The 25528-nt window shown below is 72.0% G+C and carries 22 protein-coding genes; 11 read left to right on the top strand and 11 right to left on the bottom strand.

Annotated elements, in window-relative coordinates; translation table 11 throughout:
* The first annotated feature begins 59 nt into the window (after nt 1-59).
* The 3 genes from EV375_RS05170 to EV375_RS05160 all read left to right on the top strand — a co-directional run bounded on the left by EV375_RS05170 (nt 60) and on the right by EV375_RS05160 (nt 2308).
* The gene (locus EV375_RS05170; protein WP_207228287.1) at nt 60-1040 is read left to right on the top strand and encodes a PAC2 family protein; all 981 of its coding nucleotides are present in this window, start codon (nt 60-62) and stop codon (nt 1038-1040) included.
* A gap of 65 nt (nt 1041-1105) precedes the next feature.
* On the top strand, nt 1106-1759 hold the full coding sequence (gene coaE / locus EV375_RS05165) for a dephospho-CoA kinase (RefSeq protein WP_130298395.1): 654 nt from the start codon (nt 1106-1108) through the stop codon (nt 1757-1759).
* A gap of 174 nt (nt 1760-1933) precedes the next feature.
* Complete coding sequence (locus EV375_RS05160) at nt 1934-2308, top strand: tetratricopeptide repeat protein (protein WP_028435629.1); 375 nt, start codon at nt 1934-1936, stop codon at nt 2306-2308.
* 247 nt (nt 2309-2555) lie between these two features.
* Here EV375_RS05160 and EV375_RS05155 read toward each other — a convergent pair whose 3' ends face one another.
* The gene (locus EV375_RS05155; protein WP_130298394.1) at nt 2556-3239 is read right to left on the bottom strand and encodes a maleylpyruvate isomerase N-terminal domain-containing protein; all 684 of its coding nucleotides are present in this window, start codon (nt 3237-3239) and stop codon (nt 2556-2558) included.
* A 183-nt stretch (nt 3240-3422) separates the two neighbouring features.
* Here EV375_RS05155 and EV375_RS05150 point away from each other — a divergent pair, with 183 nt between their 5' ends.
* The 3 genes from EV375_RS05150 to EV375_RS05140 all read left to right on the top strand — a co-directional run bounded on the left by EV375_RS05150 (nt 3423) and on the right by EV375_RS05140 (nt 8182).
* The gene (locus tag EV375_RS05150) at nt 3423-6320 is read left to right on the top strand and encodes a DEAD/DEAH box helicase (RefSeq protein ID WP_130298393.1); all 2898 of its coding nucleotides are present in this window, start codon (nt 3423-3425) and stop codon (nt 6318-6320) included.
* Between the two features lie 89 nt (nt 6321-6409).
* Complete coding sequence (locus EV375_RS05145; RefSeq protein ID WP_486588291.1) at nt 6410-7708, top strand: SWIM zinc finger family protein; 1299 nt, start codon at nt 6410-6412, stop codon at nt 7706-7708.
* Between the two features lie 90 nt (nt 7709-7798).
* The gene (locus EV375_RS05140; protein WP_130298392.1) at nt 7799-8182 is read left to right on the top strand and encodes a hypothetical protein; all 384 of its coding nucleotides are present in this window, start codon (nt 7799-7801) and stop codon (nt 8180-8182) included.
* 139 nt (nt 8183-8321) lie between these two features.
* Here the strand turns inward: EV375_RS05140 and EV375_RS05135 are convergent, their stop codons facing one another.
* From EV375_RS05135 to EV375_RS29550, 6 genes are all read right to left on the bottom strand, one after another.
* Nucleotides 8322-8900, bottom strand: coding sequence for a phosphotransferase-like protein (locus EV375_RS05135; protein WP_130298391.1), 579 nt, complete (start codon nt 8898-8900; stop codon nt 8322-8324).
* A 95-nt stretch (nt 8901-8995) separates the two neighbouring features.
* Nucleotides 8996-9508 (bottom strand): NUDIX domain-containing protein, encoded by a 513-nt coding sequence (locus EV375_RS05130; RefSeq protein ID WP_130298390.1) that lies wholly within the window; start codon nt 9506-9508, stop codon nt 8996-8998.
* Nucleotides 9509-9577: 69 nt separating this feature from the next.
* Nucleotides 9578-12634: a DEAD/DEAH box helicase family protein gene (locus EV375_RS05125; RefSeq protein WP_130298389.1), complete on the bottom strand. Its 3057-nt coding sequence runs from the start codon at nt 12632-12634 to the stop codon at nt 9578-9580.
* 118 nt (nt 12635-12752) lie between these two features.
* Nucleotides 12753-14381, bottom strand: coding sequence for an alpha/beta hydrolase (locus EV375_RS05120; RefSeq protein WP_130298388.1), 1629 nt, complete (start codon nt 14379-14381; stop codon nt 12753-12755).
* A 282-nt stretch (nt 14382-14663) separates the two neighbouring features.
* Nucleotides 14664-15482, bottom strand: a complete 819-nt coding sequence (locus EV375_RS05115) for a Mut7-C RNAse domain-containing protein (protein WP_486588290.1) — start codon at nt 15480-15482, stop codon at nt 14664-14666.
* Nucleotides 15479-15796 carry an acylphosphatase gene (locus EV375_RS29550; protein WP_486588289.1) on the bottom strand — a complete coding sequence of 106 codons (318 nt, stop codon included), beginning with the start codon at nt 15794-15796 and terminating at the stop codon, nt 15479-15481. The genes EV375_RS05115 and EV375_RS29550 overlap by 4 nt, the downstream gene beginning before the upstream one ends.
* 291 nt (nt 15797-16087) lie before the next feature.
* On the opposite strand from EV375_RS29550, the gene EV375_RS05110 reads away from it, so the two are divergent.
* Nucleotides 16088-16798, top strand: coding sequence for a nucleoside/nucleotide kinase family protein (locus EV375_RS05110; RefSeq protein WP_130298386.1), 711 nt, complete (start codon nt 16088-16090; stop codon nt 16796-16798).
* An 18-nt stretch (nt 16799-16816) separates the two neighbouring features.
* Here EV375_RS05110 and EV375_RS05105 read toward each other — a convergent pair whose 3' ends face one another.
* Nucleotides 16817-17521, bottom strand: a complete 705-nt coding sequence (locus tag EV375_RS05105; protein WP_130298385.1) for a type 1 glutamine amidotransferase — start codon at nt 17519-17521, stop codon at nt 16817-16819.
* A gap of 55 nt (nt 17522-17576) precedes the next feature.
* Between EV375_RS05105 and EV375_RS05100 the strand changes: the two genes are divergently transcribed.
* The 3 genes from EV375_RS05100 (at nt 17577) to EV375_RS05090 (ending at nt 19896) form a co-directional block, all read left to right on the top strand.
* Entirely contained in the window at nt 17577-18059 is a 483-nt protein-coding gene (locus EV375_RS05100; protein ID WP_130298384.1) for a type II toxin-antitoxin system PemK/MazF family toxin, read from the top strand.
* Nucleotides 18060-18428: 369 nt separating this feature from the next.
* The gene (locus tag EV375_RS05095; RefSeq protein ID WP_486588288.1) at nt 18429-19091 is read left to right on the top strand and encodes an MHYT domain-containing protein; all 663 of its coding nucleotides are present in this window, start codon (nt 18429-18431) and stop codon (nt 19089-19091) included.
* A gap of 88 nt (nt 19092-19179) precedes the next feature.
* Nucleotides 19180-19896 carry a PIG-L deacetylase family protein gene (locus EV375_RS05090; protein ID WP_130301616.1) on the top strand — a complete coding sequence of 239 codons (717 nt, stop codon included), beginning with the start codon at nt 19180-19182 and terminating at the stop codon, nt 19894-19896.
* Here EV375_RS05090 and EV375_RS05085 read toward each other — a convergent pair.
* From EV375_RS05085 to EV375_RS05075, 3 genes are all read right to left on the bottom strand, one after another.
* The gene (locus EV375_RS05085) at nt 19871-21313 is read right to left on the bottom strand and encodes an MFS transporter (RefSeq protein WP_486588695.1); all 1443 of its coding nucleotides are present in this window, start codon (nt 21311-21313) and stop codon (nt 19871-19873) included. The two genes, EV375_RS05090 and EV375_RS05085, sit on opposite strands and share 26 nt — an antisense overlap.
* A 106-nt stretch (nt 21314-21419) precedes the next feature.
* The gene (locus EV375_RS05080; protein ID WP_130298382.1) at nt 21420-22016 is read right to left on the bottom strand and encodes a methylated-DNA--[protein]-cysteine S-methyltransferase; all 597 of its coding nucleotides are present in this window, start codon (nt 22014-22016) and stop codon (nt 21420-21422) included.
* A gap of 233 nt (nt 22017-22249) precedes the next feature.
* Nucleotides 22250-23140, bottom strand: coding sequence for a glycerophosphodiester phosphodiesterase family protein (locus EV375_RS05075; RefSeq protein ID WP_130298381.1), 891 nt, complete (start codon nt 23138-23140; stop codon nt 22250-22252).
* 159 nt (nt 23141-23299) lie between these two features.
* On the opposite strand from EV375_RS05075, the gene uvrB reads away from it, so the two are divergent.
* Nucleotides 23300-25426 (top strand): excinuclease ABC subunit UvrB, encoded by a 2127-nt coding sequence (uvrB, locus tag EV375_RS05070; RefSeq protein WP_130298380.1) that lies wholly within the window; start codon nt 23300-23302, stop codon nt 25424-25426.
* The last annotated feature ends 102 nt before the right edge of the window (nt 25427-25528 follow it).

Genomic DNA, 25528 nt, shown 5'->3' with positions numbered 1-25528 from the left:
AACACGACTAGTTAGGGGCGCCAGCAGTGCTTGAACCGCACAGTGGGCAAAGCGTGTACATGTGGGACGAGAGCGGCCTCGAGGCCGTCGACGCCGTCATCGCGGAGTCCGACAGCGCCGGTCTGGTGATGCTGTATCACTTCGAGGGATACATGGACGCCGGCGAGGCCGGAGAGCAGATCGTCGAGCGTCTGAAGGACACTCAGCCCAGTACCGTCGTCGCGCGTTTCGACGCCGACCGCCTCGTCGACTACCGGGCGCGCCGGCCCACGATGACATTCCGCCGCGACCGCTGGGTCTCGTACGAGACGCCCCGGCTGGACCTGAGGCTGGTACGGGACGCGACGGGCGCACCGTTCCTGCTGCTGTCCGGGCCCGAACCGGATGTGCAGTGGGAGGCGTTCACCGCGGCGGTCCGCGAGATCACCGAACGTCTGGCCGTACGGATGTCGGTCAACTTCCACGGCATTCCGATGGGCGTCCCCCACACCCGTCCCGTGGGACTCACCCCGCACGGCACGCGTACGGATCTCGTGCCGGGCCACCGGCCCCTCTTCGAGGAGGCCGAGGTCCCCGGCAGCGCCGCCGGGCTGATCGAGCTGCGGCTCGCTGAGGCCGGGCACGACGTGCTCGGCGTCGTCGCGCACGTGCCCCACTATGTGGCGCGGTCGCCCTACCCGGACGCTTCCCTCGTCATCGTCGAAGTCATCACCTCGGCGACGGGCCTGGTGCTGCCGGACGTCGCGCACGCCCTGCGCAACGAGGCGCTGAAGACACAGAGCGAGATCGAGCGGCAGCTCGCCGAGGGGGACGAGGACCTTGTCGCCGTCGTACGGGGCCTCGAGCAGCAGTACGACGCACTTGCCGGGGCGGAGTCCCGTGGCAGCCTCGTGGCCGAGCCGAGCGAGCTGCCTTCGGCCGAGGAGCTCGGAGCGGTCTTCGAGCGCTTCCTTGCCGAACGTGAGGGTGAGGGCGACGAGAAAGATCCAGGTCGCGGGCGTGGCGGCGGCTCCGGAGGCGGCGGGGACAGCGCGAGCTGAGGGACCGGGACGGGGCGCCCGGCCTGCGCGCTGCCCGCTCCCGCGCACCGTATAGCGTGACCGCCATGCTGAAGGTCGGACTGACGGGTGGTATCGGCGCCGGGAAGAGCGAGGTCTCGCGGCTGCTCGACGGGTACGGCGCGGTGATCGTCGACGCCGACAAGATCGCCAGGGAGGTCGTGGCGCCGGGCACACCGGGGCTCTCCGCCGTCGTCGAGGAGTTCGGGGAGGAGATCCTCGCGCCCGACGGCAGCCTGGACCGGCCCAGGCTCGGCTCCGTCGTCTTCGCCGACACGGAGAGGCTGGCGGCGCTCAACGCGATCATTCACCCGCTCGTGGGGGAGCGCTCCGCCGAGCTGGAGCGTCAGGCGGAGGAGGCGGAGCACGCGGAGGCGGCCGGAGCGTCCGGGGCGGGGGATGCGCGCGACGGTGGCGGCGGCGCCGTACTCGTCCACGATGTGCCGCTCCTCGCCGAGAACGGGCTCGCCCCGCTCTACGACCTGGTTCTCGTCGTCGACGCATCGCCCGCAACGCAGCTCGACCGGCTCGTGCAGCAGCGCGGAATGGCCGAGGACGAAGCCACCGCCCGCATGGCGGCGCAGGCCACACGGGAGGAGAGGCTGGCGCTGGCCGACATCGTGATCCGCAACGACGGCTCGCGGGAGGAGCTGGAGGCGCGGGTGCGAGAGGTGTGGGAGGAGCTGCGCCGGCGGGCGTAGGGGCGCCCGGCCGGCCCAGGGGGAGGACGACGCTGTTTGTAGACACCCCTAGCCCGCTTCAGTGGGAGCGGAGTGCCAGTGGTTGCGACTGGGAATAGCTACAGGGGATGAGGCGTTCCGCGCCTGTGCACCGACATCCTTTGTCACGCCGGCCCCGGTGAGGAGGCAGCCACCGTGTCCGAGGCCACTCCCGAAACCCTGGTCATCGAGTTCCGCGCTGCCGAGCAGCTGATCAACGCGCGGGATCCGCGCGGCGCTCTGAAACTGCTCGACACGGTCATCGCAGCACACCCGGAGAACACGGCGGCGCGGCTGCTGCGCGCCCGTGCGTTCTTTCTCGGAGCGCAACTACGCCCGGCGGAGATGGAGTTCCAGACCGTGCTGGAGCGGGAGCCGGACAACGCGTTCGCGCATTTCGCTCTCGCCCGGACCCTGCAGCGCGCGGACCGCAAGGACGAGGCGCGGCGCCACTTCCGGCTGGCCGCGGCGCTGGACCCGCGTCCGGACTTCGTCGAGGCCGCGGACTTCGACCCTCCACGCTCGTCCTGATCCTGCCCCTGCGGGGGTGTCCTGCCCGAGGTGGGGCCGACGGGGCCGGACTCACGTGAGAACAGACTCAGTTAGGGCCTGAGGCCTGAGGCCTGAGGCCTGAGGCCTGAGGCCTGAGGACAGAGGCCTGAGGCCTGAGGCCTGAGACATCAGGCCCGTGTTGATCCTCGTGCCCTGCGCGCAGCGATCTGACGTCCTCCTCGAGAGGGGAGGATCGCGGCGTGGCCCGCCACCGTCCGTCCCCGGATCATTCCGCCGCGGGCGCCGTGACCCGCTGTGCGTCCAACGCGCCGTACCAGCGCCACGACGTGCGGCGGGGACGGCCCGGGAGAGCGGTGCGGCCCGTGGCCCACAGCAGAGCCTGCCAGGGCTGGGCGTCGAGGACCTGTACGTCGGGGAAGAGCCGGGCGAGCGTGCGGCGGCACAGGTCCTGCGGCGGGTCCCACGCGATGCCGAGGCCCCCGGCGACGTCGTACCCGTGCACCAGGGTCTCCACCACGCCCATCGCGGCGAAGCCGCCGGCGTCCGCGACACCGTACACATGCCACGCGCGCAGATCCGGCGGGGCCGTGCGCACCGTCGCGGTCAGCAGCGCGCCACAGGCCTCCAGGACCCGCAGCAGTCCCGCAGGGCCGGCGTCACGGTTCGCGCTGATCGCGGTGGCGGGGCCGTTCGGTGTCCGGGGGGTGGCGCCGAAGGGGACGTTGCCGGTCAACGGTGGGTTGTCCGGGGTGAGTTGAGTGGCGTACACGAACAGGGCGTTGCAGAGATGCTCGACGGTCGTCCAGCAGTCCCACTCCAGCGACCCTGCCGCGCCGCTCCAGTCCGCCTCGATCCCCTCGCTGAGGGCCGCCACCGCCAGGCGCACGGCGTCTCGCAGGTCGTCGGCGGTCACCGCGGCATCGGCGCCTGTCACTTCGCTGTCCGTCATGGCGTGAACGTAGCAACACAGGGCGTGCCGCCGCGCGCCGATTCCCGTGCGGACTGCGCCGGACGACAGCGCAAGGGGCGTTGTCAGTGGTGCGCCATAGACTCGTGTGCGTTCGAGTGGGGACCGTGCGTCACCGGGGAGCGCACGGTCTCCGCAGCACGAGAAGCGGAAGTGGTGGCCGGGATGGCTGTGCTGCCGAGGGAGGGGCTCGCGCGGTGTGCCGCGGTCTTCCTGCCGGGGGAGCCGTCGCGGACGGGCCGGGTCGCCTTCTGGCGTCCGGACGGCGGGGAGCTGCCGCCGCCCGGCAAGTGCGAAGTTCCCGACGCGGAGCTGTTGGAGCTGACCGTCGCACGGCGGCACGGAAGAGGCGCCCGCGCCCGTACGGTCGCTGCCCTCAGCGTGAGCGTCGGCGACGCGCTGCCGCTGCTGGTGAACGCACGCCGGCAGCAGGGAGCGCATCCGGCCGCCGCCTGCTGGGGTGCCGCCGCTCTGCACGCCCTGCACCTCGTCGCGCGGGGTCGTCTGCTGCCCGGTCTCGGCGGCGGGGACTGCGACGAGTGGCGGGCCGGTCCGCTGGAGGCTCAGGACATCGGGCATCTGCGGGCGATCGCCGCTGCCATGCCGGCCGAGGCGCACGCCGTTCCGGTGCCCGGCAACGGCGGACCGCTGCGGGTGCCCGCTGCGGAGCCCCTGCTGCGGTCCTTTCTCGACGCCGTCGCGGACACCCTTCCCCGCACCCCGGCGGCGCCGTACGCCGCGGGCGCGCCGTTCGCCGCGTGGGCGCCGCAGCGGCTGCCGGGAGCGCGCGAGTGGGCCGCGGAGGTCGCGGCAGGGACGGACGTGGGCGTGCGGATCTCCCTGCGCCTCGACCTGGCGGTTGACGACCTGTTCGACACGGGCCCCGACGTCGAGGCCGCCGCCGGTGAGAACGGCGGCGACCGGGTGCGGCGGGGTTCGGCGGCCGTGGTGCAGGTGCACAGTCTCGCCGATCCCGCACTCGTCGCCGACGCCGCTCAACTCTGGGCGGGGGCCGAACACTTCGGCCCGCGCGCCCGCATCGACACCCTCCTCGGGCTGCGCCGGGCCTCCCGCGTGTGGCCGCCGCTGGGGCGATTGCTGGAGCATCCCGTCCCGGACGTGCTGCCGCTGTCGGAGGACGAGCTGAGCGATCTGCTCGGCAGGGCCGCCACCCGGCTCGCGGCCGCCGGCGTCGCCGTGCACTGGCCACGCGAAGTCGCCCGTGAACTGACCGCGACCGCCGTGATCCGTCCCGCCCCGGGCACCGCCTCGGACGGGTTCGGCTTCTTCGAGGCCGACGAACTGCTCGAGTTCCGCTGGCAGTTGGCGCTCGGCGGCGAACAGCTCACCGAGGCCGAGATGGACGCGCTGGCCGAGGCCCACCTTCCGGTCGTACAGCTGCGCGGCCAGTGGGTGCTGGTCGATCCCGGGCTCGTACGCAAGGCCCGCAAGCGCAACCTGGGCCTGCTGGAGCCGGCCGACGCGCTGTCCGCCGCGCTGACCGGCGCAGCGGAGGTCGACGGGGAGACCGTCGAGGCCGTCCCCGTCGGCGCTCTGGAGAAGCTGCGCGCACGCCTGCGTTCCGAACCGCCCCTTCCGGCCCAGCCGGAAGGGCTCCAAGCCACCCTCCGCGACTACCAGTTGCGGGGTCTGGCCTGGCTCGACCTGATGACGTCCCTCGGCCTGGGCGGCTGCCTCGCCGACGACATGGGGCTCGGCAAGACCGTCACCCTCATCGCGCTCCATCTGCACCGCGCGCGGTCGGGTTCGCGGGCGCCCACCCTCGTCGTCTGTCCGGCCTCGCTCCTGGGCAACTGGCAGCGGGAGATCGAACGCTTCGCCCCGGGCGTGCCGGTGCGCCGGTTCCACGGCTCCGGCCGCAGCCTCCCTGGCGCCGTCCCGGATGACTCCGGCGGCGGCTTCGTCCTCACCACCTACGGCACGATGCGCTCCAGCGCCTCCGAACTGGCCGCGCAGCGCTGGGGGCTGGTCGTCGCCGACGAGGCGCAGCACGTGAAGAACCCGCACTCGGCCACGGCCAGGGCCCTGCGCACCGTCCCCGCTCCCGCACGGGTGGCGCTCACCGGCACGCCCGTCGAGAACAACCTCTCCGAACTGTGGGCCGTTCTCGACTGGACGACACCGGGTCTGCTCGGCCCGCTGAAGTCCTTCCGTGCACGCCACGCCCGCGCCGTCGAGGGCGGTGAGGACGAGGAGGCGACCCTGCGACTGGCGCGTCTGGTGGCCCCGTTCCTGCTGCGGCGCAGGAAGTCCGATCCGGGCATCGCCCCCGAGCTGCCGCCGAAGACCGTCACGGACCACCCGGTCGGGCTCGTACGTGAACAGGCCGGGCTCTACGGGGCCGTCGTGCGCGAGACAATGGCCAGGATCGAGGCGGCGGAGGGCATGGCGCGCCGCGGCCTGGTGATGAAGCTGCTGACTGCGCTCAAGCAGATCTGCAACCACCCGGCGCAGTATCTGAAGGAGGCCGTCGCCCCACCGGGAGGGGAGGCCGGCGCCGTGCTCGCCGGGCGCTCCGGGAAGCTGGAGCTGCTCGACGAGCTGCTGGAGGTCATCCTCGCCGAGGACGCAGCGGTGCTGGTCTTCACGCAGTACGTGGAGATGGCCCGGCTCATCGAGCGCCATCTCCATCAGCGGGGCGTGCAGGCGCAGTTGCTGCACGGCGGTACACCTGTCGCGCGGCGCGAGGAGATGGTCCGTCGCTTCCAGAGCGGCGAAGTCCCGGTGTTCCTGCTGTCGTTGAAGGCCGCGGGCACCGGCCTCAACCTCACGCGTGCCGCGCACGTCGTGCACTACGACCGCTGGTGGAATCCCGCGGTGGAGGAGCAGGCCACCGACCGCGCCTACCGCATCGGGCAGACGCAGCCCGTGCAGGTGCACCGCATCGTCACCGAGGGGACGGTCGAGGAGCGGATCGCTCTGCTGCTCGACGCCAAACGGGAGTTGGCCGACGCGGTGCTCGACGGCGGTGAGGCGGCGGCCCTGTCCGAGCTGAGCGACGAGGAGCTCGCCGACCTCGTCGCTCTGCGGAGGACGGAGTGAGCGGGCCCGGCGCGCGGGGCGCATTCGGTGAGATCCGTGGCCGCGGCGGTGCCCGTCCCGCTGCTGCGCGGACGCGCAGCCTCCCGCCCGTGCCTCCGAGGCCGGGCGCGCGGGAGTCGTTCGCGAAGTCGTGGTGGGGCGACGCGTGGGTGCGGGCCCTGGAGGAGTCCTCGCTGGACGCGGGGCGGCTCTCGCGGGGCCGTACGTACGCGCGCGGCGGACACGTCGGCACGATCACGGTCACGCCCGGCCGGATCGCCGCGCCCGTCACCGGCAGCCGGTCCCGTCCGTACCGCACGGTGATCCGGTCGCGGGTGCTGACCGGCCCGCAATGGGACGGATTCCTGGACGCCGTCTGCGCTCAACCCGCGCACATCGCCGCACTGTTGGACAAGGACATGCCGCACGCGCTGGTGGACGCGGCCACTGCTTCAGGGGTGCGGCTGCTGCCGGGGCCCGGAGACCTGGAGCCGGACTGCTCCTGCCCCGACGACGGGTATCCGTGCAAGCACGCGGCCGCCCTGTGCTATCAGACGGCGCGCTTCCTGGACTCCGATCCGTTCGTGCTGCTGCTTCTGCGCGGCCGGGACGAGGAGGAGCTTCTGGGTGAACTCGCCCGGCGCAACGCGAGATCGAGCGCGCGCGACGCCCGTGAGGCCCGCCGTGTCCGTGAGGCACGCGGCGTCCATGGTGCGGAGGCCGGGCAGGACCGGCCCGGGGAAGCGGCCGCAGGCGAGGGGGCGACTTCCGGCGTGCCGGCCCGAGAGGTGCTGGCCACGTCCGTACGTCCGCCGCTGCCGGCGCCCCTCGAACCGCCGTCCGCACCCGGCGAACCGCCCCCGCTGCCCGAACTCCCCGGCGCACCCGACCCGTTGGACCTCGCCTTCCTCGCCGCCCACGCGGCGCAGCGGGCGCATACGGCCCTGACGGCGGGCCACGCCGGGCTCGCACCGCTCCGGCCGCGGCACGACGCGATCCGGCTGGCGGCCACCCACCCCGACCTCACGGGGCGTGGCACTCTCTCCGCCCGCTTCGCCCGTCTGGCCCGCGAGAGCGGGCAGACGGCGCCCGGCCTCGCGCGGGCGGCGGCGGCGTGGCGGCAGGGCAGTGAGGGAGTGGCCGTACTGGAGTCCGCATGGGACCCGCCCGCGGGCAACTTCGACCGGGCACGCGGCGCGCTCGCCGCCGCCGGGTTGCCGCGGATGTCGATGCACCGCAACCGCCTCACCGACCCCACCCGGACCTTTCAGCTCCGCTTCGGCCGGGACAACCGCTGGTACCCGTACCGCAGCGAGGCCTCCGGGGGTGCGGAGGCGGAGGAGTGGTGGCCGGAGGGCCCTTCGGCCGGTGACCCGGTGGCCGCGCTGACGGCGCTGCTGGCGGGATGACGTTCCGCCGGGCTGTCCGCCCCGCCGGCGTGTGGTCCGCCGGTACCATCAAGTGCCGTGCGCGGACGTGGACTTCGGAGGGGGACCGGCATGGACACTGCTTCAGCGGGAGCGATCGCCGCGGCCGTCGGCGCGGCTGCCGCCTCGGCCGGTACGGAAGCCGGCAGGCACGCGTGGGAGTCGCTGCTCGACTTGTGCCGCCGCATCGGCAGGGGACGGCCGGGAGGCGAGATCGCGCTGCCCGACGACGCCGGTGACGAGGAGCAGGTCCGTCTGCTGACCGCCGCTGTGATCGAGGCGAGCGAGGGGGACGAAGCCTTCGCCGACGACCTGGAGACATGGGCCGGGCGGCACGGGTTGACCCTCCGGATCACCTCCGGCAGCGTCCACAACACCGTTAGCGGCGACGCCCGCATCAGCGGCCCCCTCATTCAGGGGCGCGACTTCTCGGGGCCGATCAGCTTCGGCGGTTAGGGCGCATCGTCCGGATCACCGGCTCGCTCGGCCGGTGTCCCGGTGAGCGAAGCCCGGCGGACCCGGTTGATCCGCTGTTGCCGGGCCGGACGCCCCAGGGGACGGCGCTGCTTTTCCAGCGGCAGGCATGGCGCGTGCCCTATGGGACTGGTTGTTCGTCGACGTCCGCCCGATAACGTGCGCGGAGCCTGCTGAAGGCGGTGGGGCTGGGGCGATGAGGGAGAAATTCCTTGATCATCTCTGCGCACTCCCGCGGGCCGGCGGTGCTGGTGTCGCACTCCAGGTCGTAGTCGCCATGCTGGTGGACCACGTCGTACTGGAGCTCTGCCAGGCCGGATGGCCGGTCACCCCGGGCCAGTTCGCGACGTGCGAGTTCGTCCAGCGGGCAGTGGAGACCGACGAACACCACGTCCTCAGCAGGCAGCACGGCCAGGCAGTCGCGCAACCGCCACTGCTCGCTCAGAACGTGATCGACGACGACGTCGTTGCCCACCTCGGCCATCGCCGCGATCGAACGGTGAAAGCCCATCCTGGTCCGGCGCAGAGCGACGTCGAGCGTGTCCGGCGTGAGCGGCCGCTTCGTGCGCATCGCGTTGAAGCTGTCCACCGCCAAGTGGAAGAAGACGCCGTCGTCCAGGGTGGCGAGCAGCTCCCGCGCAATGCTCGATTTGCCCGAACTGGACGTGCCGTTGAGGAAAATGATCCGACCAGCTGTCATGCAGTCATGTTCACATCGGTCCGGCTCGCCGAGGTGCTGGAAGCACATTGAGCGCCCAATTCCGCACGAGAACCTGGCCTGTGGAAGTCCTGGACTCAGGACGTGGGAACGCCGGCTTCGGCGAACAGCCGGCGGTAGAAGGGGCCGAGACCGCCGGGGACGGTCAGGGAGCCGAATGCCTCCCGCGCCGGCAGCAGACGGCGGTGAGACATCTCGAACTGCGGGTCCCACGGCTCCAGTTGCACCTCTGCACGCCACATCGACCTCACGAGCACCAGACCCTCCTGGGAGCCCCGGACGCAGACACCGCGGCTGAAGCCGAGGAGCCGGGAGCCCGTGACCTCCGCGCAGGCCTCCTCACGTACTTCGCGGCGCATCGTCTCGTCCCACTTCTCATGCTGCTCGGGGCGGCCTGCGGGCAGAGCCCAGTGCCGGCCGTCGCGGCTGACCACGAGGACGTGGTCGCCTGCGAGGCACAGCGCCTCCGCACCGTGCGGAGTTCCCGGCGGTGGGCCAGGGGGCGGATACCACGCGACGTGCCATGTCTGGCCGTTGATGGCGGCGGTGAGGGCGGCGCCGTCAGGGGCGGCCTCTCCTTGTCCGTTCATGCTCTTCTCCAGCGCCTCGGCGTGCGGCCCGTGCGGGGTGCTGTCCGTCAGCCTCCGGGAAAGCTCAGCTCACTGCCACGTCATCCGCATCGCTGTCGTGACCTCCAGCGGCGAGCCGCCCGCCTGCGCGGCGAGCACGCCCGCTCCTTCGGGGGCGCGCGTGTAGAGCGGCGCGCCTGTGCTGACGTAGGTGTTCCAGGCGGCGGCGAAGACGTCCGCGAGGCGGCGGTTCTCCGCGAGCGGTGCGGGCACGGCATGGTGGACGACCGCGTTGGCGGCCGGCCTGCGGCACAGGGCGCGGAAGGCCGAGCCCGCCGTGGGAGGCGGCAGGAGGTGGCGTGGCATGACGTAGCGGGGCGAGGTCAGGGGGGAGACGGCCTCGTCGAAGGCCGAGGCGAAGAGTGCGGAGGCGTCCTGGGGCACCCCGTCCAGCTCCACGCGGTAGGCACCCGTCTCGTCGGGCTCGACGCAGACGCCCTCCGAACCGCGCGGGACCAGCCCGGCCTTGTGCAGGGCCTGCGCCGTGGCCCACGCGATGTGCACGAGCACGGGAGCCTCCGCGACATTCTTCAGGTGCCGCCGTACCTCCGCCGTACGAACCGTGGCGTATGCGGCGCAGGCCGCGAGGCCGCCCGCTGCCGCGGCGAGCATCCCCGGCAGCGCGGCGGCCGCGGAAGCCACCGTTCCGAGAGCCCCGGCGAACGCGGCACCGGGCACGGCCGCTCGGGAGAGCCCGGAGCCGTCGGCGGAACGGGCCGGACGGACCCCGCGCGTCGCGGGAACCGCCGCGGGCGCACTCCCCGGTCGCGCCACGGGGGCGGGGGCGGCGGGCCTGTCGCGGGGGACGGTCACCCGGACCGTGTGGACCAGTTCGTCCTCGTACGGCTCGCCCAGGCGCCATCGCTCCCGCACCTCGTCCCGGGCGGTGGCGCGCTGGAGCATCGTGGCGTTCAAACGGTCGAACTCCGTTGCCGGCGGCGGCGCGTAAGGGGACAGCTCGGGGTGGACATGGGGGACGCCGACCATGACCTCACCCGCGTCCGTCAGCCCGAGATAGCCGTCGTGCTTGCGGACGAAGCGGCTCCAGTCGCGGTCGCCGCGCGGGTGCGCCTCCGCGACGCACACCACCGACCAGGTGTTCGCGACCTTGGCGGGATGGTCCGGGTCGAGCCGCAGCGCGCGGCCCCGCGTCTGGACGACCGCGGTGGGCGTCGTCGCCTCCGTGAGGTCGATCAGTGTGTTGACCCGGCGGGCGTCCCAGCCCTCGCCGAGCATGCCGCGGGTGCCGATGAGCACGCGGGTGCCGCCCCGCTCGAAGAAGCGGGTCACCAGCTCGACCCAGCGTCGGCTGTTCCAGCCGGACGGGCCGACGACGCGGACGAGCGGACCCGAACCCGTCACGACGCCGGCTGCGCCCGTGTCCGGGAAACCCGGGGCACCGTCGCCGCCGGCGGATTCGCCGCGCGCGTCCAGCGGCTCGGCGCTCAGCTCCATGCCGGGAGCGACGGCCGCACGGCAGTACGACATCAGCCGCTCCGCGGTCTCCCGTTGCGCGGCCACCGTACGGCCCGTCACCAGCACCGGATCGAGCGATGCCGTACGCGGATCGGACGCCAGCTCCTCCAGCACCAGCACGGCCGAACCGGCCTGAGCCTCCAGGACTCCGGTCAGCCGCGCCGGCAGGGTCGCCGTGGCACGCTCGTGGTCGCAGACGACGACCGCGCGCAGCCCGTCGCCGAGCGCCGCGTCCTCGGCCGCGAGGATCTCCTTAACGGCCTGCGGCTTGGCGGCGCTGCGTGCCAGCACCCGGTCGACGGGCGAGCGGCCGCCGCGGATTCCGCGCGCCGTCAACTGGTGCCCCACGGACGGGAGTGCCTTCCGCAGCGCCTCCAGGACCTCGGCGTCACGGGGCGAGCCGCTGCGTCGCAGGCAGTGCCGCACCCAGTCGTCCAGCAGGCGCACCCAGTCGTCCGCGCCGGGTGCAAGGCGGTGCTCCTCGTGCGGCCGTGCGCCCTCGGGCAGCGAGAGAAGCCCCGCGTGGTGGAACCGCAGTGCGGCCGCGGTGAGTTCGGGACGGTCGCGTGCCAGCCGGACCCACGGCACACGTGCTCCGTCCGGCCCCCGGCGGACGACGAACCGCTCGTCCAGCCACGTGAGGAAAGGCAGGGAGGCGAAGCCCGGGTCGAGGAGGCCGGTCGTCAGCTCGGTGAAGCGCTCGGCCTCGGCGGCGAGCCAGTCCGTCTCGACGGGCGTGGGCGCGGTCAGCCAGCACAGTTCGGCGTACGGGGCGAGGTTGCCCTCCCGTACGGCGGCGGGGATCGAGGGACCCTGCACCGCGGGGCCGAACAGCTCGGCCACCAGCTCGGCCTGTGCGGGGGAGAGCCGGTCGGGGGGTGTGGCGGTGAGGCCGATGACGGTGGCGTCGGGAAGCTCACGCAGCAGCTCGGCCAGCAACTCGCCCCAGGTGTCGAGGAGATGGTGGCACTCGTCGAGCAGGAGGGTGAACGTTCCCGTGCGTCGCAGCGCCTCGACGAGTTCGAGCCCCTGCGGACGGAGCCTGTGCAGATGCCGCACCGTCCGTGCTGCTGCCGCGCGTGGGGCGGTTGAGCTGCGCGCTCTGCGCTCGGTGCCGTCCTCGTCGACCTCGGCGTCGGGGTCGAAGGAGGCGAGCGACTGGTAAGTGAGCACGGTGACCGGGCAGTCGAGGCCACGGTCCGTGCCCGCCGGCACGGTCGGCGCGGGGCCCTCGGCGCCGGTCCCGGTGTCCGCCGGGGCGCCGGCTCCGGTTCCGACCGCGGGGACGAACGCCTCCCATTCCCGCAGCCACTGGCCCTGGATCGCGGTGTTCGGGGTGAGGACCACGACGGGGGCGCCGAGCCTGCGCGCGGCCTCCAGCCCTGTCAGCGTCTTGCCCATGCCGGGCGGCAACACCATCCAGGCACGGGCCTGTCGAGGCGAGTCGCCGGAGCCGCACGCGCCGTCGGAAGCTTCGTCGTCCTGGCCCGGCTTCGCGCCTTGGACGTCTCGTCCGGTCACCCGCATGAGCCGTGCCAGCGCGTCCTCCTGGTGCTTGCGCAGCGCGTACGGAGGGCGCAGACGGTTCATTTCCTCAGTGACGGAGTTCACGCCCGTACCGTAGGACGGCCCGTGAGCGCTCCGGACGGCGGGGCTTGTGCCACCGCGCCCGGAGCGCTCACGCGTTCACGGCCGGCCGGCGGGCCGCCTGCCCGCCGGCTCAGCCTTGTCAGCCGCGGTTTCCGAGCAGGCGGTGCAGCTCGGCGCCGCTGTCGGCGGTGCTGTCGGAGCCGTACGGCGCCGGCACGGCGGACTTGGCGTCCTCCGGGCTCAGCGGCTCCGGGTCGGGCAGCGCCTCACAGGTGGCGTCGGCCTCGCCGCCGCCCTTGCCCTCGGGGACCTTGCCGGTCGCGAGGTAGTCGGCCAGGAAGCCGTCCAGGCACTCGCTGCCACCGAGCGTGATGCCGTGGTTGCCACCGCCCTCCTCGACCACCAGGCTCGAACCGCGCAGCTTGCGGTGCATGCTGACGCCGCCCTCGTACGGGGTGGCCGCGTCGTCGGTGGCCTGGAAGAGCAGCACGGGCGGAAGCTTCTTGTTCGAAACGTCCACCGGTTTCTGGGACTTCGTCGGCCAGAAGGCACAAGGAGCGTTGTACCAGGCGTTGTTCCAGGTCATGAAGGGTGCCTTCTCGTGCACCTTCGCCATGTCGCGGTGCCAGGTGCCCCAGTCGCGCGGCCAGGGCGCGTCACGGCACTCGACCGCGGTGTAGATGGAGTAGCCGTTGTCGCCCGAGGCGTCGACGGATGCCATCGCCTCGTACGCGTCGACGAGCGGCGCGGTGTCCTTGTCGTTGACGAACGCCGAGAAGGCCGCGGCCAGATCGGGCCAGTAGCCGTTGTAGTAGCCGCCCGGGAGGTAGGTGTCCTCGAGTTCGGAAGGACCGACCTTGTCACCCGCCGGCTTCTTCCGCAGCTCGTCGCGCATCCCGTACCAGGCCTTCTCGACCGCGGCCGGGTCCTTGCCGAGCTTGTAGTCCGCGTCGTGCTCGGCGACCCACGCGGCGAAGGCCTTGTGGCGCTCGTCGAATGCGTAGTCCTGGGAGATGTTGGTCTCGTACCAGACGCCGTCCGGGTCGACGATGCTGTCGAGCACCGCGCGGCGGACGCGGTCCGGGAACAGCTTGGAGTAGACGGCGCCGAGGTAGGTGCCGTACGAGTAGCCGAAGTAGTTGATCTTCTTGGCGCCGACCGCGGTGCGGATGCTGTCCATGTCCTTCACCGCGTTCACGGTGTTGATGTGGTTCAGCAGCTTGCCGTGCTTCTTGCCGCACGCCTCGGCGAAGCCCTTCGCGCGCTTGACGTTGGCCAGTTCGTCCTTCGTGCTGCGCGGCACGCTGTCGGGACGTACCGGGTCGAAGTAGCCGGGCTTGCAGTCGAGTGCGGGCTCACTCTTGCCGACTCCGCGAGGGTCGAAACCGATCACGTCGTACTGCGACGCGACCTTCTTCGGCAGCGACTTGGCGACGAAGCCCGCGAGAGTCAGCCCGCTGCCGCCCGGGCCGCCTGGGTTGACCAGCAGCGGGCCCTGGGACTTGTCGGCGGTGTGCTGAACGCGCGAGAGCGCGATGGTGATCTTCTTGCCGCCCGGCTTGTCGTGGTCCAGCGGCACACGGACCTTGGAGCACTCCAGGTCCGGGTAGTTCTCGGTGGCACAGTCCGTCCACTTGAGAGTGCTGCCGGCGCTGCCCGATGTGCCGGCGTCGGTGGAACCGGCGTTCGCCGCCACCGGTATGGCTGTGATCAGTCCTGCCAGTACGACCGCTGCGCCGCCGTATACGGCCATGACGCGTCTTTTCATCCGAGCTCCAGTGGGAGAGTCAAGGCCGCACATGCCGCGGCCATACCGCATCGTGCAGCACTCCGCAGCCACTCGGGATGCTTCCGGGTGAAATAGCTCCCCTGCTGTGACCTGGAATGTGCCGCGCATCTTCGCCGGGTGCCGCGCCCGACTGCGTGCACGTGGCTCAACAGGCTTGTTCCGCAGGAGTGTTGGCGTCCGCCCGGCGCATCCGGGGCCAGCCGGGGGGTTTTCACTGCTCAGGCAGAATCCGGGCAGAGGGCCGGTGCGGGAGCCGTCGGATCAGGCGTCGCGCCGGGAGCCGGCCCGCCTGTCCGTGCCGGCCGGCCCATCGGAGACGGCCCGCTCCTCCGAGCTTGCACGCGCCGCCTCACGCGCCGTCGTCACCAGCGACTCCAGCCTGTCGCTGTGAGCGCCGCGCCAGAAGAGGCGTGAGCAGGAGCGGCAGCGCATGAACGTGTCGTACGTACGCCGGGTGCCCGGCCGGAGCAGCGCGGCGATCTCGGCCTTCGCGACCGGCGCCAGCGTGCCGTTGCAGGCCATGCAGCGCGTCCACGGCGCCAGAGCCGGCGCGAACCGGTCCAGGACGTCGAGGAGTTGGTCGTCGGGTCGGGCGCCGCGCACATACGCGCCGAGCCACAGAGCCCTGCGAAGCAGCAGTCCGCGGTCCTGCGTGAGCAGCACCCGGCGCTCCGCGTTGGCCTGGGCGAGCAGCGCGTCGTCGGAACTGTCGTTGCCGTAGGCGGTGTCCAGCCCGACGAGCCGCAGACGCCTTGCCAGCGCGCCCAGATGCACATCGAGGACGAAGCGGGGCGGAGCCGGTGCGGGAACCGGCTGCGGCCGGGCAGCGGCTGCGACGTCGGCGACCTCTGCGTCGCGCGGGCGGTACGAGGGGGTGACCTGGCGGGCGGCGGCATCACCCGGCCCGCGCACCGTCAGCTCTCCCACCTCCGTCAGCGGAACGCCCAGGGACTGGACGACGTGGCCGAGCGTCGACGTCCCGTCGTGGGACAGGCTCACCACACCGGAGCCGCGGTGGCGCGCGGTGAGGAAGAAGCGCAGGCCTTCGTCGAAGCGGAGCCGGATCTGCGCCGGTGTCACGGGCCGCCGGCGGGCGCGTCGGTGGGAGCGGACTCGGCCGGCGGCGTCGGGCGGACCTCGAAGGCGGTCAGCCCCTGCGGCTCCTCCTCGAATTCCTCGGCCTTCTCCACGCGGGCGGTCGGCGGGCCCTCCCGCGCCCAGTCCACGAGTTGCTCCACGACACCCGTCTCGCCTTCGAAGGCGGCCTCGACCCTTCCGTCGGGGAGGTTGCGGACCCAGCCGTGGACGCCCTGGGCCTCGGCCGTCGCGCGGCAGGAGTCGCGGAAGAAGACGCCCTGCACGTCGCCTGAGACGATCACGCGCTTGCGGTACATCGGCCGGACACCTCCGGGGGGTCATGGCGTCGACGCCGGTGGATCACGCATCCAGGATAGGGACAATGCGGGCGGGTGCTCCAGCGGAGGACCGGCGGCGGCCGGCCCCGCCCGCGGCGGCCAGACGCCGCAGCCCACCGCGTCCCCGTCCCGCTTGTCTTGACGGTGCCCGTAGCGGCCGTGCCCGGCCCAGCCCCCGGCCGCCCCGTCGCCCTCCCGTGTCCCGCCTGCGCTGCGGTGCGCGTGCCTTCGTGGATGCGCGCCGTGTGCCGCGCACGGCAGGATGAGGACGTGCGACTCGAAGCGATCACCTGGGAGCGGCTCACGGAGCGGCTCGCCGACCACCTCGCCGGCCGTTTCGCGCAGCAAGGCGCCGGTTCGCAGGACGCTTCGCAGGGCGGATCGGGGGCGGGGGACGGCAGCGCGTGGCGTCGCGTGGCCGTCGACGGCGCGCCGCCCGCGCGGCCCGGCGTGCTCGCCGGCCGGCTCGCCGAGGCCCTGCGTCTGGGTGGCCTGCCGGCGCTCGTCATCGACGCCGACGGCTTCCTGCGGGCGGACTCCCTGCGCTTCGAGTTCGGCAAGCAGGACCCGGACGCGTACTACGACCTGTGGCACGACACCGGAGCCCTGTGGCGTGAGGTCTTCGGCCCCCTCGACCCCGGCGGCGACGGCCGCGTCCTGCCCGACCTGCGGACCCCGTCGGCCGACCGGCCCACCCGCAGTCCCCGCGTCCAACTGCCCCCGGGCGGCGTGATGCTGCTGCACGGGCCGTTTCTCCTCGGGAGATGGTTCCCCTTCGACCTCTCGGTGCATCTGGGACTCTCCGGGGCGGCCCTGGAGCGGCAGACACCGGCAGGCGAGCGCTGGAAGCTGCCGGCCTTCGCCCGCTACGAGGACGAGGTGGCACCGGCGCACACCGCGGACGTCTTCGTACGCGCCGACAAGCCGGAGCATCCCGCATGGAACGGTCCGCCGCGCAACGGCGGTGAACCGCCCGGCTGACGCTCCCGGTCCCGTGGCTCAGCCGTCGCTCACGACGGCGGCGAAGCGGCGCGTGAGCGTGTGCCACACCCTCCTGGCCCCGGGCTCGTCCCGTTCAGCCGTGTTGACCAACTCCTCACGGTCGAAGCCCTGTTCGCGAAGCGCCTCCGAGTCCCAGCCGCGGATGTCGTGCGGCGTCGCCTCGGGATGGAACTGCAGGCCCCACGCGCAGTCCCCGACACGGAAGGCCTGCACGGGACAGCGCTCGCTGCTCGCGAGCAACTGGGCGTCCTGCGGGAGTGCGGTGATCGCGTCGACACGGTGCTCGACGGCCTTCATGCGGGGCGGCAGTCCGTGGAAGAGCGCATCGTCCGACGCCTCGGGCAGCAGCGTCAGTTCGGTGCTCCCCGACTCCGGCAGCCCGTGCCGCGCCCGTACCGTGCCGCCCGCGACGTGCGCGAGCAGCTGCGCGCCCAGGCAGATGCCGAGCACCGGAACGTCCTCTTCGAGTGCCTGCCGGGTCAGCCCGCGGACGGCGGCGAGCCAGGGCGCACGGTCGTCCGCGTCGGGCATGTAACCGCCGCCGAGCACGAGAAGGCCGTGACGGCCGGAGAGGTCCCGCGGCAACTGCCCGCCGTCGTAGGCGTGCACGACGTCCAGTGCCAGTCCTTCTTCGCCCAGCCAGTCGCCGATCCGCCCCGGCCCTCCGGCCGGAGTGTTCTGCACCACGAGAACTCTCGTCATCCCGCCCCGCCTTCCCTCGTCATGCCCCGTTCCGGGACGGAGATAGGTTCCCGGCATGAGCCATTCAAGCAACGACGTCCGCGAGACCGCACCCGGTGCACCCGCCGCATCCGCCGCCCCGGGCAGGGGCGGCCCCACGGCGACGGAGGAGGTGGAGCCTGCGGAGATCGGTGCCGTACGCACCGCTTACGACCCCGACCCCGACGGCGATCCGGACCCCGGCGAGATCGTCTGGACATGGGTGCCCTACGAGGAGGACGACGGAAGGGGCAAGGACCGTCCCGTGCTGATCGTGGCCCGCGAGCCTCAAGGCACGCTGCTCGGCGTCCAGTTGACCTCGCGGGAGCAGCACGGGCGTCCCGGCTGGCTCCCGCTCGGCGCCGGCCCGTGGGACCGCAGCGGACGCGACTCGTGGGTGAGTACGGAGCGGGTGCTGCGGGTGCACCCGGACGGGATGCGGCGCGAGGCGTGTGCGCTGGACCGGGCGAGGTTCAACCGCGTCGTGCACCGTCTGCAGCAGATATACGGGTGGCGCTGAGCGGGGCTCTCCGTTGGACCGGAGCAACCACCCGGAATCCGCATCCGGAGCGGCGCAGGGGCGGCACCGGTGCGCCCGTCCAACGGCTGCGACGGGCTTGCCGGAATGGGGCGCGCGCGTGGGCGCGGGAACATAACATGAGCTCCCCGTACATGTGTTCATCATGTGACGGCCTCGTGGTGATCGACTCACGCTTCCTGATGGGGATGACGGGCGATGTTCCGTACCGCTGCCACGCAGCCGGACGTTCTCACCTACGGACCGGTCACGCCGTTACTCGCGTACGGCATGGCCTGCGTCGGCAGTGCGGTCGGACTCAGATGCGCGCTGCGGGCCCCCTTCGCCGATTGCCGAAGGGGAGCAGGGTGGTTGGCCCTCGGATCCGTCGCCATCGGAATCGGGATCTTCACCATGCACGTCGTGGCGATGATCGGCTTCAGCGTGGGCGAGGCGGAGATCGGCTACGACATGCTGACGACGTACGCGAGCCTCCTCGTCGCCGTCGGGATCTCGGCCGTTGCGCTCTTCCTCGTCTCCTTGCGCCGGTACGCCTGGCTCGCGGTGCTCGGCGGCGGCCTGGCCCTCGGGCTGGGCGTCGCGTCCTCGCACTACGTGGGCATGATGGGGATGCGCGTCGCCGGTGCGGTCCGCTACGACCAGAGGCTCATGCTGATCTCGGCAGTTGTCGCCGTCGTCGTGAGCGCCGCGGCCCTGCTGTGCGCCAGGCGGGTGCGGCACATGGGCGCCTCGCTCGCCGCGGCGCTCATCATGGGGCTGGGCTTCGTCGCGATGCACTACACCGGCATGGCGGGAATGACGGTGAGCCTTTACAGCGACGCCGGCGCGGTGGGCAGCTCCTCGCTGGGCACCCTCACACCCTTGCTCATCGGCCCCGTACTCCTGCTGCTGCTCATCGCGCTGTTCGTCAGCCTCGACCCGATGATGGAACGGGACGGCAGGCGCAAGTGGGGAACACGTCCCGGGGAGGGGACGGGCGAGAAGCTGGAATGGGTCCCCTTCGAACGCCGATGAAGACCCGGGCGGCCGGGACGGCCCTCACAGCCGGGCAGGGAGACAGGTGGACGCGGTGGCCTCGAACAGCGGCGAGCAACTGGCGGCGATGCCCGGCGACTGGGAGCGCGCCCTCGCGGTCGTCGCACACCCCGACGACATGGAGTACGGGGCGGCCGCGGCCGTCGCCGAGTGGACCGCGGAGGGCAAGCAGGTCGCCTACCTGATGGTCACGCGAGGCGAGGCCGGCATCGACGGTCTGGAACCCGCCGAGAGCGCACGGGTGCGCGAGGCCGAACAGCACGCGAGCGCAAGCAAGGTGGGCGTCGCCTCCGTGGAATTCCTCGACCACAGGGACGGCGTCATCGAAGAAGGCGTGCCACTGCGGCGGGACATCGCGGCCGCCGTGCGCAAGTGGCGGCCGGAGCTCGTCGTCACGATCAATCACCGGGAGACCTGGGGCGGCACCACCTGGAACACTCCCGATCACCGCGCCGTGGGCCGCGCCGTCCTGGACGCGGTCGGCGACGCCGGGAACCGCTGGATCTTTCCCGAGCAGCTGGAGCCCGGAGGGGAGGGGCCCTGGAGCGGAGTGCGGTGGGTGGCAGTGGCCGGGTCGCCGGAGCCGACGCACGCCGTAGCCGTGGGAGAGGCAGCCGTGGAGCGCGCGGTGGCTTCACTGGCCGAGCACCGCGCGTACATCGAGGCGCTCAGCGACGAACCCGTCGAGACCTACGCGCGTTCCTTCACCGAGTGGATCGCCGGGCTGGCCGCGGAGCGGTTCGGCGGGCGGCGGTGCGTCACTTTCGAGCTGTATCCGCGCTGACGTCCGTGGCGCCGTCCGCCCTCCCGGCAGTGGCCTCGCGGCGTGCCAGGCCCGCCAGCGTCATGGACAGGACCGGCACCAGCAGCACCGCCGCGAACGCGTTGAGCCATCCGTAGCCGGCCGTCGAGACGACGAGCCCCGCCAGGGCACCGCCGGCCCCCGCGGCCGCGTTCATGATCAGGTCGGACAGGCCCTGGACGGCGGCGCGAGCCGGCTGCGGCACCGAATCGGTCAGCAGCGCCGACCCGGAGACGAGCCCCGCGGACCAGCCCAGTCCGAGCATGAACAGGCCCAGGCCCGACTGGGTGTGGTGGCCGTCCGCGGTGCCCGCGAGCGCGGCCGCGCAGGTGAGCAGCGCGACGGAGAGCACGATGACGGTCAGCCGGCCGAAGCGGTCCGCGAGCCAGCCCATCAGCGGCGAGAACGCGTACATGCCCACGATGTGGGCGCTGATGACGAGACCGATCAGCTCGACGTCCGCACCGTGCCGGCCGAGGTCGACCGGTGTCATCACCATGATCGAGACCATCGCCGTGTGCGCCGCCGCGATGGTCACCAGCGCCAGCTTCGCGTTCGCGGAGCCGGCCACCGCGGCGAGGCCGGCGCGCAGCGAACGGCGGCCGCCTCCGGAAGGGACCTTGCGGGCAGCGGGCGGATGAACTCCGGTGCCCCCCTCGGGACCGGTGACCGCCTCGCCGGGGGCGGCGTCCCGTGATCCGGCGTCCGTCTCGGCGTCGGCGAGGGCCCGGGCGGTGAGCAGCGGGTCGGGACGCAGCAGCAGATGGATCAGGACGGCCGTGACGAGGAAGACCGCCGAGCCCCAGACGAACGCCCCGGCGGTCGCCGGTATGCCCACCCCTGTGACGGTGTCCCCGGCGGGCCCGGCGATGTTGGGACCCAGGACCGCTCCGACGGTGGTCGCCCATACGACGAAGGAGATGGCGCGGGCGCGCTGATCCGGCTCGGCGAGGTCGGCGGCCGCGTAGCGGGCTTGGAGGTTTGCGCAGCTCGACGCGCCGAAGGCCGTCATGCCCAGCAGCAGGAGCGGGAAGTTGCCGAGCACGGCCCCGGTGACGACCACGGCGCCGCCCGCCGCGCCGATGAGGTATGCGAGGCACAGTCCTGCGCGGCGGCCCCGCGCCGCCATGAGGGAGGCGAGCGGCAGCGACAGCAGCGCCGTCCCGATGACGGCCGACGTCGAGGCCAGCCCGGAAAGGGCCTCCGAGCCGCTGATCTCCTTGGCCAGCACCGCGGCCAGCGTGACGGCGGTGGCCACGCCCAGGCCGCCGAGCATCTGACTGACCACCAGCACGGCCGCGGTGCGGCGGCGCAGCCGCTCCAGCTGGGCGCCCTCGGGCAGCTGGGGGGTGCCGGCGCGGTCGGCGGGGCTGTCAGGTGCGTCCGCGGTGTCGTTGATGTCGGTCACGTCGGGAAGTCTCCCAGCCGGTCGCGCAGGGGCCCAGGGGGTTTCGGGCCTGGCCGGGACGGCCTGACGCAGGCAGCTGCCCTCTTGTGCGCCCGCATCAGAACAGAGGCTCCGGAAGCAGCCCCTCCAGCGCCAGCAGGAGGCGTTTGGTCTCCAGGCCCCCGCCGAACCCGCCCAGGCCGCCGCCGCTTTCCACGACCCGGTGGCACGGCACCACGACCGGCAGCGGATTCGACCCCATGGCCGTGCCGACGGCGCGGGCCGCGCCCGGCTCGCCGACGCGGTCGGCTAGATCCTGATAGCCGGCGGAGGCCCCGTACGGGACGGACGAGAGCAGTTCCCGCAGCACCTTCTGGTTGAATCCGCCGGAGAGCGACCAGTCCAGCGGCACGGTGAACTCGCGCAGTTCACCGCGGAAGTAGGAGTCCAGCTCCGCGGCGGCGAGTTCGAGGACGCGCCCGCGGGCGGAACCTTGCGCAGCTGCCGCGTCCGCCGGTGCCTCCACGTGGACCGGCGGCGCACCGAGCCTGCCGGTGAGCCGGCCGAGGGCCCGGTCCGCCGTGGCGCCGTCGGCGTGGAAGACGACACCGACCAGGCCCTCGTCGGTAGCGGCGAGCAGCAGGGGACCCACAGGGCTCTCCCGAACCGTCCAGATGCAGGCGCGGGCTGCCGCACTCGCCGTTGTCTCAGTCATGAGGGAACCCTAGAGGGCACCTCTGACACGGCCCGCCTCGCGGGACGGGCGGCCGCAGGAGGTGCTGTGGGGGGTTGGGGGTTCACAGCGGGTGGGGGACAGGGGGAAGTACGGCGGAAAGGGAGCGGTGATGCGGAGGGGGCAGATGCCCGGCCGGGGGACCGGCCATGAGGGCGCTGTGGGGGGTGGAGGGTGCGGAGACGCCGGCGCGGCCCTCGGACCGGCGAATCAGGTCAGCCGCCCGTCGCGTCCCGCACGACGTCGGGGAAGTTGGTGATGATGCCGTCCACTCCGGCCTTGTCGACAGTGCGCGCGGTCGACGCGTCGTTCACGGTCCAGGTGAAGACCTCCATCCGCTTCCCGAGCGCGCCCTTCCGCGCGTGCACCGCGTCGACGTAGTCCTTCGTCGCCGCCGAGTGCGTCGGGTTGATCTGGTCGGTGAACTTCGCGTACGAGTCCAGTTCCGAGACCTTCGGGTTGCCCAGGAACCCGGTCTTGACCCGGCCGTCGAGGACGTGGGTCGTCCTGACCGCGTTGGCGTTGAAGCTCTGGATGACGAGCTTGCTCTTCGTGTGGGAGCTGTCGAGCCAGCCCTCACTGCGCAGCTCTCTCAGCGTCTGCATCTCGATGCCCGGGTAGAGCTCCGGAGCCTTCAGCTCCAGCAGCAGCTTCTGGCCGCCCTTGGTGACCTGCTTCAGGTACTGCTCCAGCGTGGGTACCTTTTCACCCTTGTAGTCGTCGCTGAACCAGCTTCCCGCGTCCAGGCGGGCGATCTCCTTGGCGGTGAAGTCGGAGACGTTCCACGGCGAGCGGTTCGGGTAGAGCTGCTCGGCGTTCGTGGTGCGGGCCAGGGTGGTGTCGTGCATGACGACGAGTTCGCCGTCCTTGGTGCGCTGTACGTCGTTCTCGACCCAGTCGATGCCGAGCCTGTCGGCTTTCCTGACTGCGGCGAGCGTGTTTTCCGGTGCGTAACCGGAAGCTCCGCGGTGGGCGACTGTGGTCGGCGCCCGGTCGCTCGTGCTGTCCTGCCGCGCGGCCGCATGGGCCGGGGACGCGGTGAGGGTGAGGGCGGACATGCCCAGGAGCACGCCGGTGGCGGCGGCTACTGCACGGCGCATCGACATTCGGGAACTCCTCGCGTTCGTGCGAACACTGTCAGCCAGATACTTCCCGTTGTGCGATACACGGAAGCAGAACCGGAGTGGCGCGCGTGTGAACGTGGCGCGACGATCACGATCCGCTGCGTGACGCCGTTGTCAGAGGGGGGTCGTACCGTTGTCTGCATGCGGCCGCAAACCCAGATCGAACGTACGGTGGCGCCCTTCGAGGTCGTCAGCCCCTATCAGCCCAGCGGTGACCAGCCCACCGCCATCGACGAGCTGGCGCGACGCGTCGGCGGTGGCGAGAAGGACGTGGTGCTGCTCGGGGCGACCGGCACGGGAAAGTCGGCCACCACGGCCTGGATGATCGAGAAGCTCCAGCGGCCGACGCTTGTGATGGCGCCGAACAAGACCCTCGCCGCCCAGCTGGCGAACGAGTTCCGCGAACTCCTCCCGAACAACGCGGTGGAGTACTTCGTCTCCTACTACGACTACTACCAGCCGGAGGCGTACGTCCCGCAGACGGACACCTACATCGAGAAGGACTCCTCCATCAACGAGGAGGTCGAGCGGCTGCGGCACAGCTCGACCAACTCGCTCCTGACGCGGCGCGACGTGGTCGTCGTCGCCTCCGTCTCCTGCATCTACGGCCTGGGCACACCCCAGGAGTACGTCGACCGGATGGTGCCGCTCAGGGTCGGGCAGGAGACCGACAGGGACGAACTGCTGCGCCGCTTCGTCGAGGTGCAGTACACACGCAACGACATGTCGTTCACCCGCGGCACCTTCCGTGTCCGTGGCGACACCATCGAGATCTTCCCCGTCTACGAGGAACTGGCCGTCCGCATCGAGATGTTCGGCGACGAGATCGAGGCCCTCTCCACGCTCCACCCCCTCACGGGTGAGGTCATCTCCGACGACGAGCAGCTGTACGTGTTCCCCGCCTCCCACTACGTGGCCGGGCCGGAGCGCATGGAGCGGGCCATCACCGGCATCGAGGCCGAACTGGCGGAGCAGCTGGAGTCGCTGGAGAAGCAGGGGAAGCTGCTGGAGGCGCAGCGGCTGCGGATGCGCACCACGTACGACATCGAGATGATGCGCCAGATCGGCACCTGCTCGGGCATCGAGAACTACTCACGCCACATCGACGGCCGTGACCCGGGCACCGCCCCGCACACGCTGCTGGACTTCTTCCCGGACGACTTCCTCCTCGTCATCGACGAGTCGCACCAGACCGTTCCCCAGATCGGAGCGATGTACGAAGGTGACGCCGCCCGGAAGCGCACCCTGGTGGACCACGGCTTCCGGCTGCCCTCCGCGATCGACAACCGGCCGCTGAAGTGGGAGGAGTTCCTGGAGCGCATCGGCCAGACGGTCTACCTCTCGGCGACTCCGGGCCCGTACGAGCTCTCCCGCGGCGACGGCTACGTGGAGCAGGTGATCCGCCCGACCGGTCTCGTCGACCCGGAGGTCGTGGTCAAGCCGACCGAGGGCCAGATCGACGACCTCGTGCACGAGATCCGCACGCGTGCGGAGAAGAACGAGAGGGTGCTGGTCACCACCCTCACCAAGAAGATGGCGGAGGATCTGACCGAGTACTTCCTCGAGTTGGGCATCCAGGTCCGTTATCTCCACAGCGACGTCGACACGTTGCGCCGTGTCGAGCTGCTGAGGGAGCTGCGCTCCGGCGAGTTCGACGTGCTGGTCGGCATCAACCTGCTGCGGGAGGGGCTGGACCTGCCGGAGGTGTCGCTCGTCGCGATCCTCGACGCGGACAAGGAAGGGTTCCTCCGCTCCGGCACGTCCCTGATCCAGACGATCGGCCGTGCCGCGCGCAACGTCTCCGGCCAGGTGCACATGTACGCGGACAAGGCGACTCCCGCCATGGAGAAGGCCATCGACGAGACGAACCGCCGCCGCGAGAAGCAGATCGCGTACAACAAGGAGCACGGCATCGACCCCGAGCCGCTGCGCAAGAAGATCGGTGACATCGTCGCGGACATCGCCCGCGAGGACATCGACACCGAGCAGCTGCTCGGCTCCGGATACCGCAAGGAGCACAAGCAGGGCGACCGCACGGGCAAGGGCAAGGCGCCCGTTCCGGCGAAGTCTGCGAGCCGGAAGGAGCGCGGCGCGGAAGTCCTCACCGACCGTCCCGCGAGTGAACTGGCAGAAACGATCGAGGAGATGACGGAGCGGATGCGGGCCGCGGCGGCGGAGCTCCAGTTCGAGATCGCGGCCCGGCTCCGCGACGAGGTGTCGGAACTGAAGAAGGAACTGCGGCAGATGAGGGAGGCCGGGCTCAAGTAGCGGCGGCCGCCGACGCCGGCGAGGCGGGGCCGGGACTGCCGCGTCGCACGTGCATGTTGCAAGAGCGACACAAAGGCGCACGTCCTGACCGGGTGCTTCGCG

This window comes from Streptomyces sp. CNZ301 (genome assembly GCF_004217425.1).
This window is presented reverse-complemented; position numbering and strand designations above follow the sequence as displayed.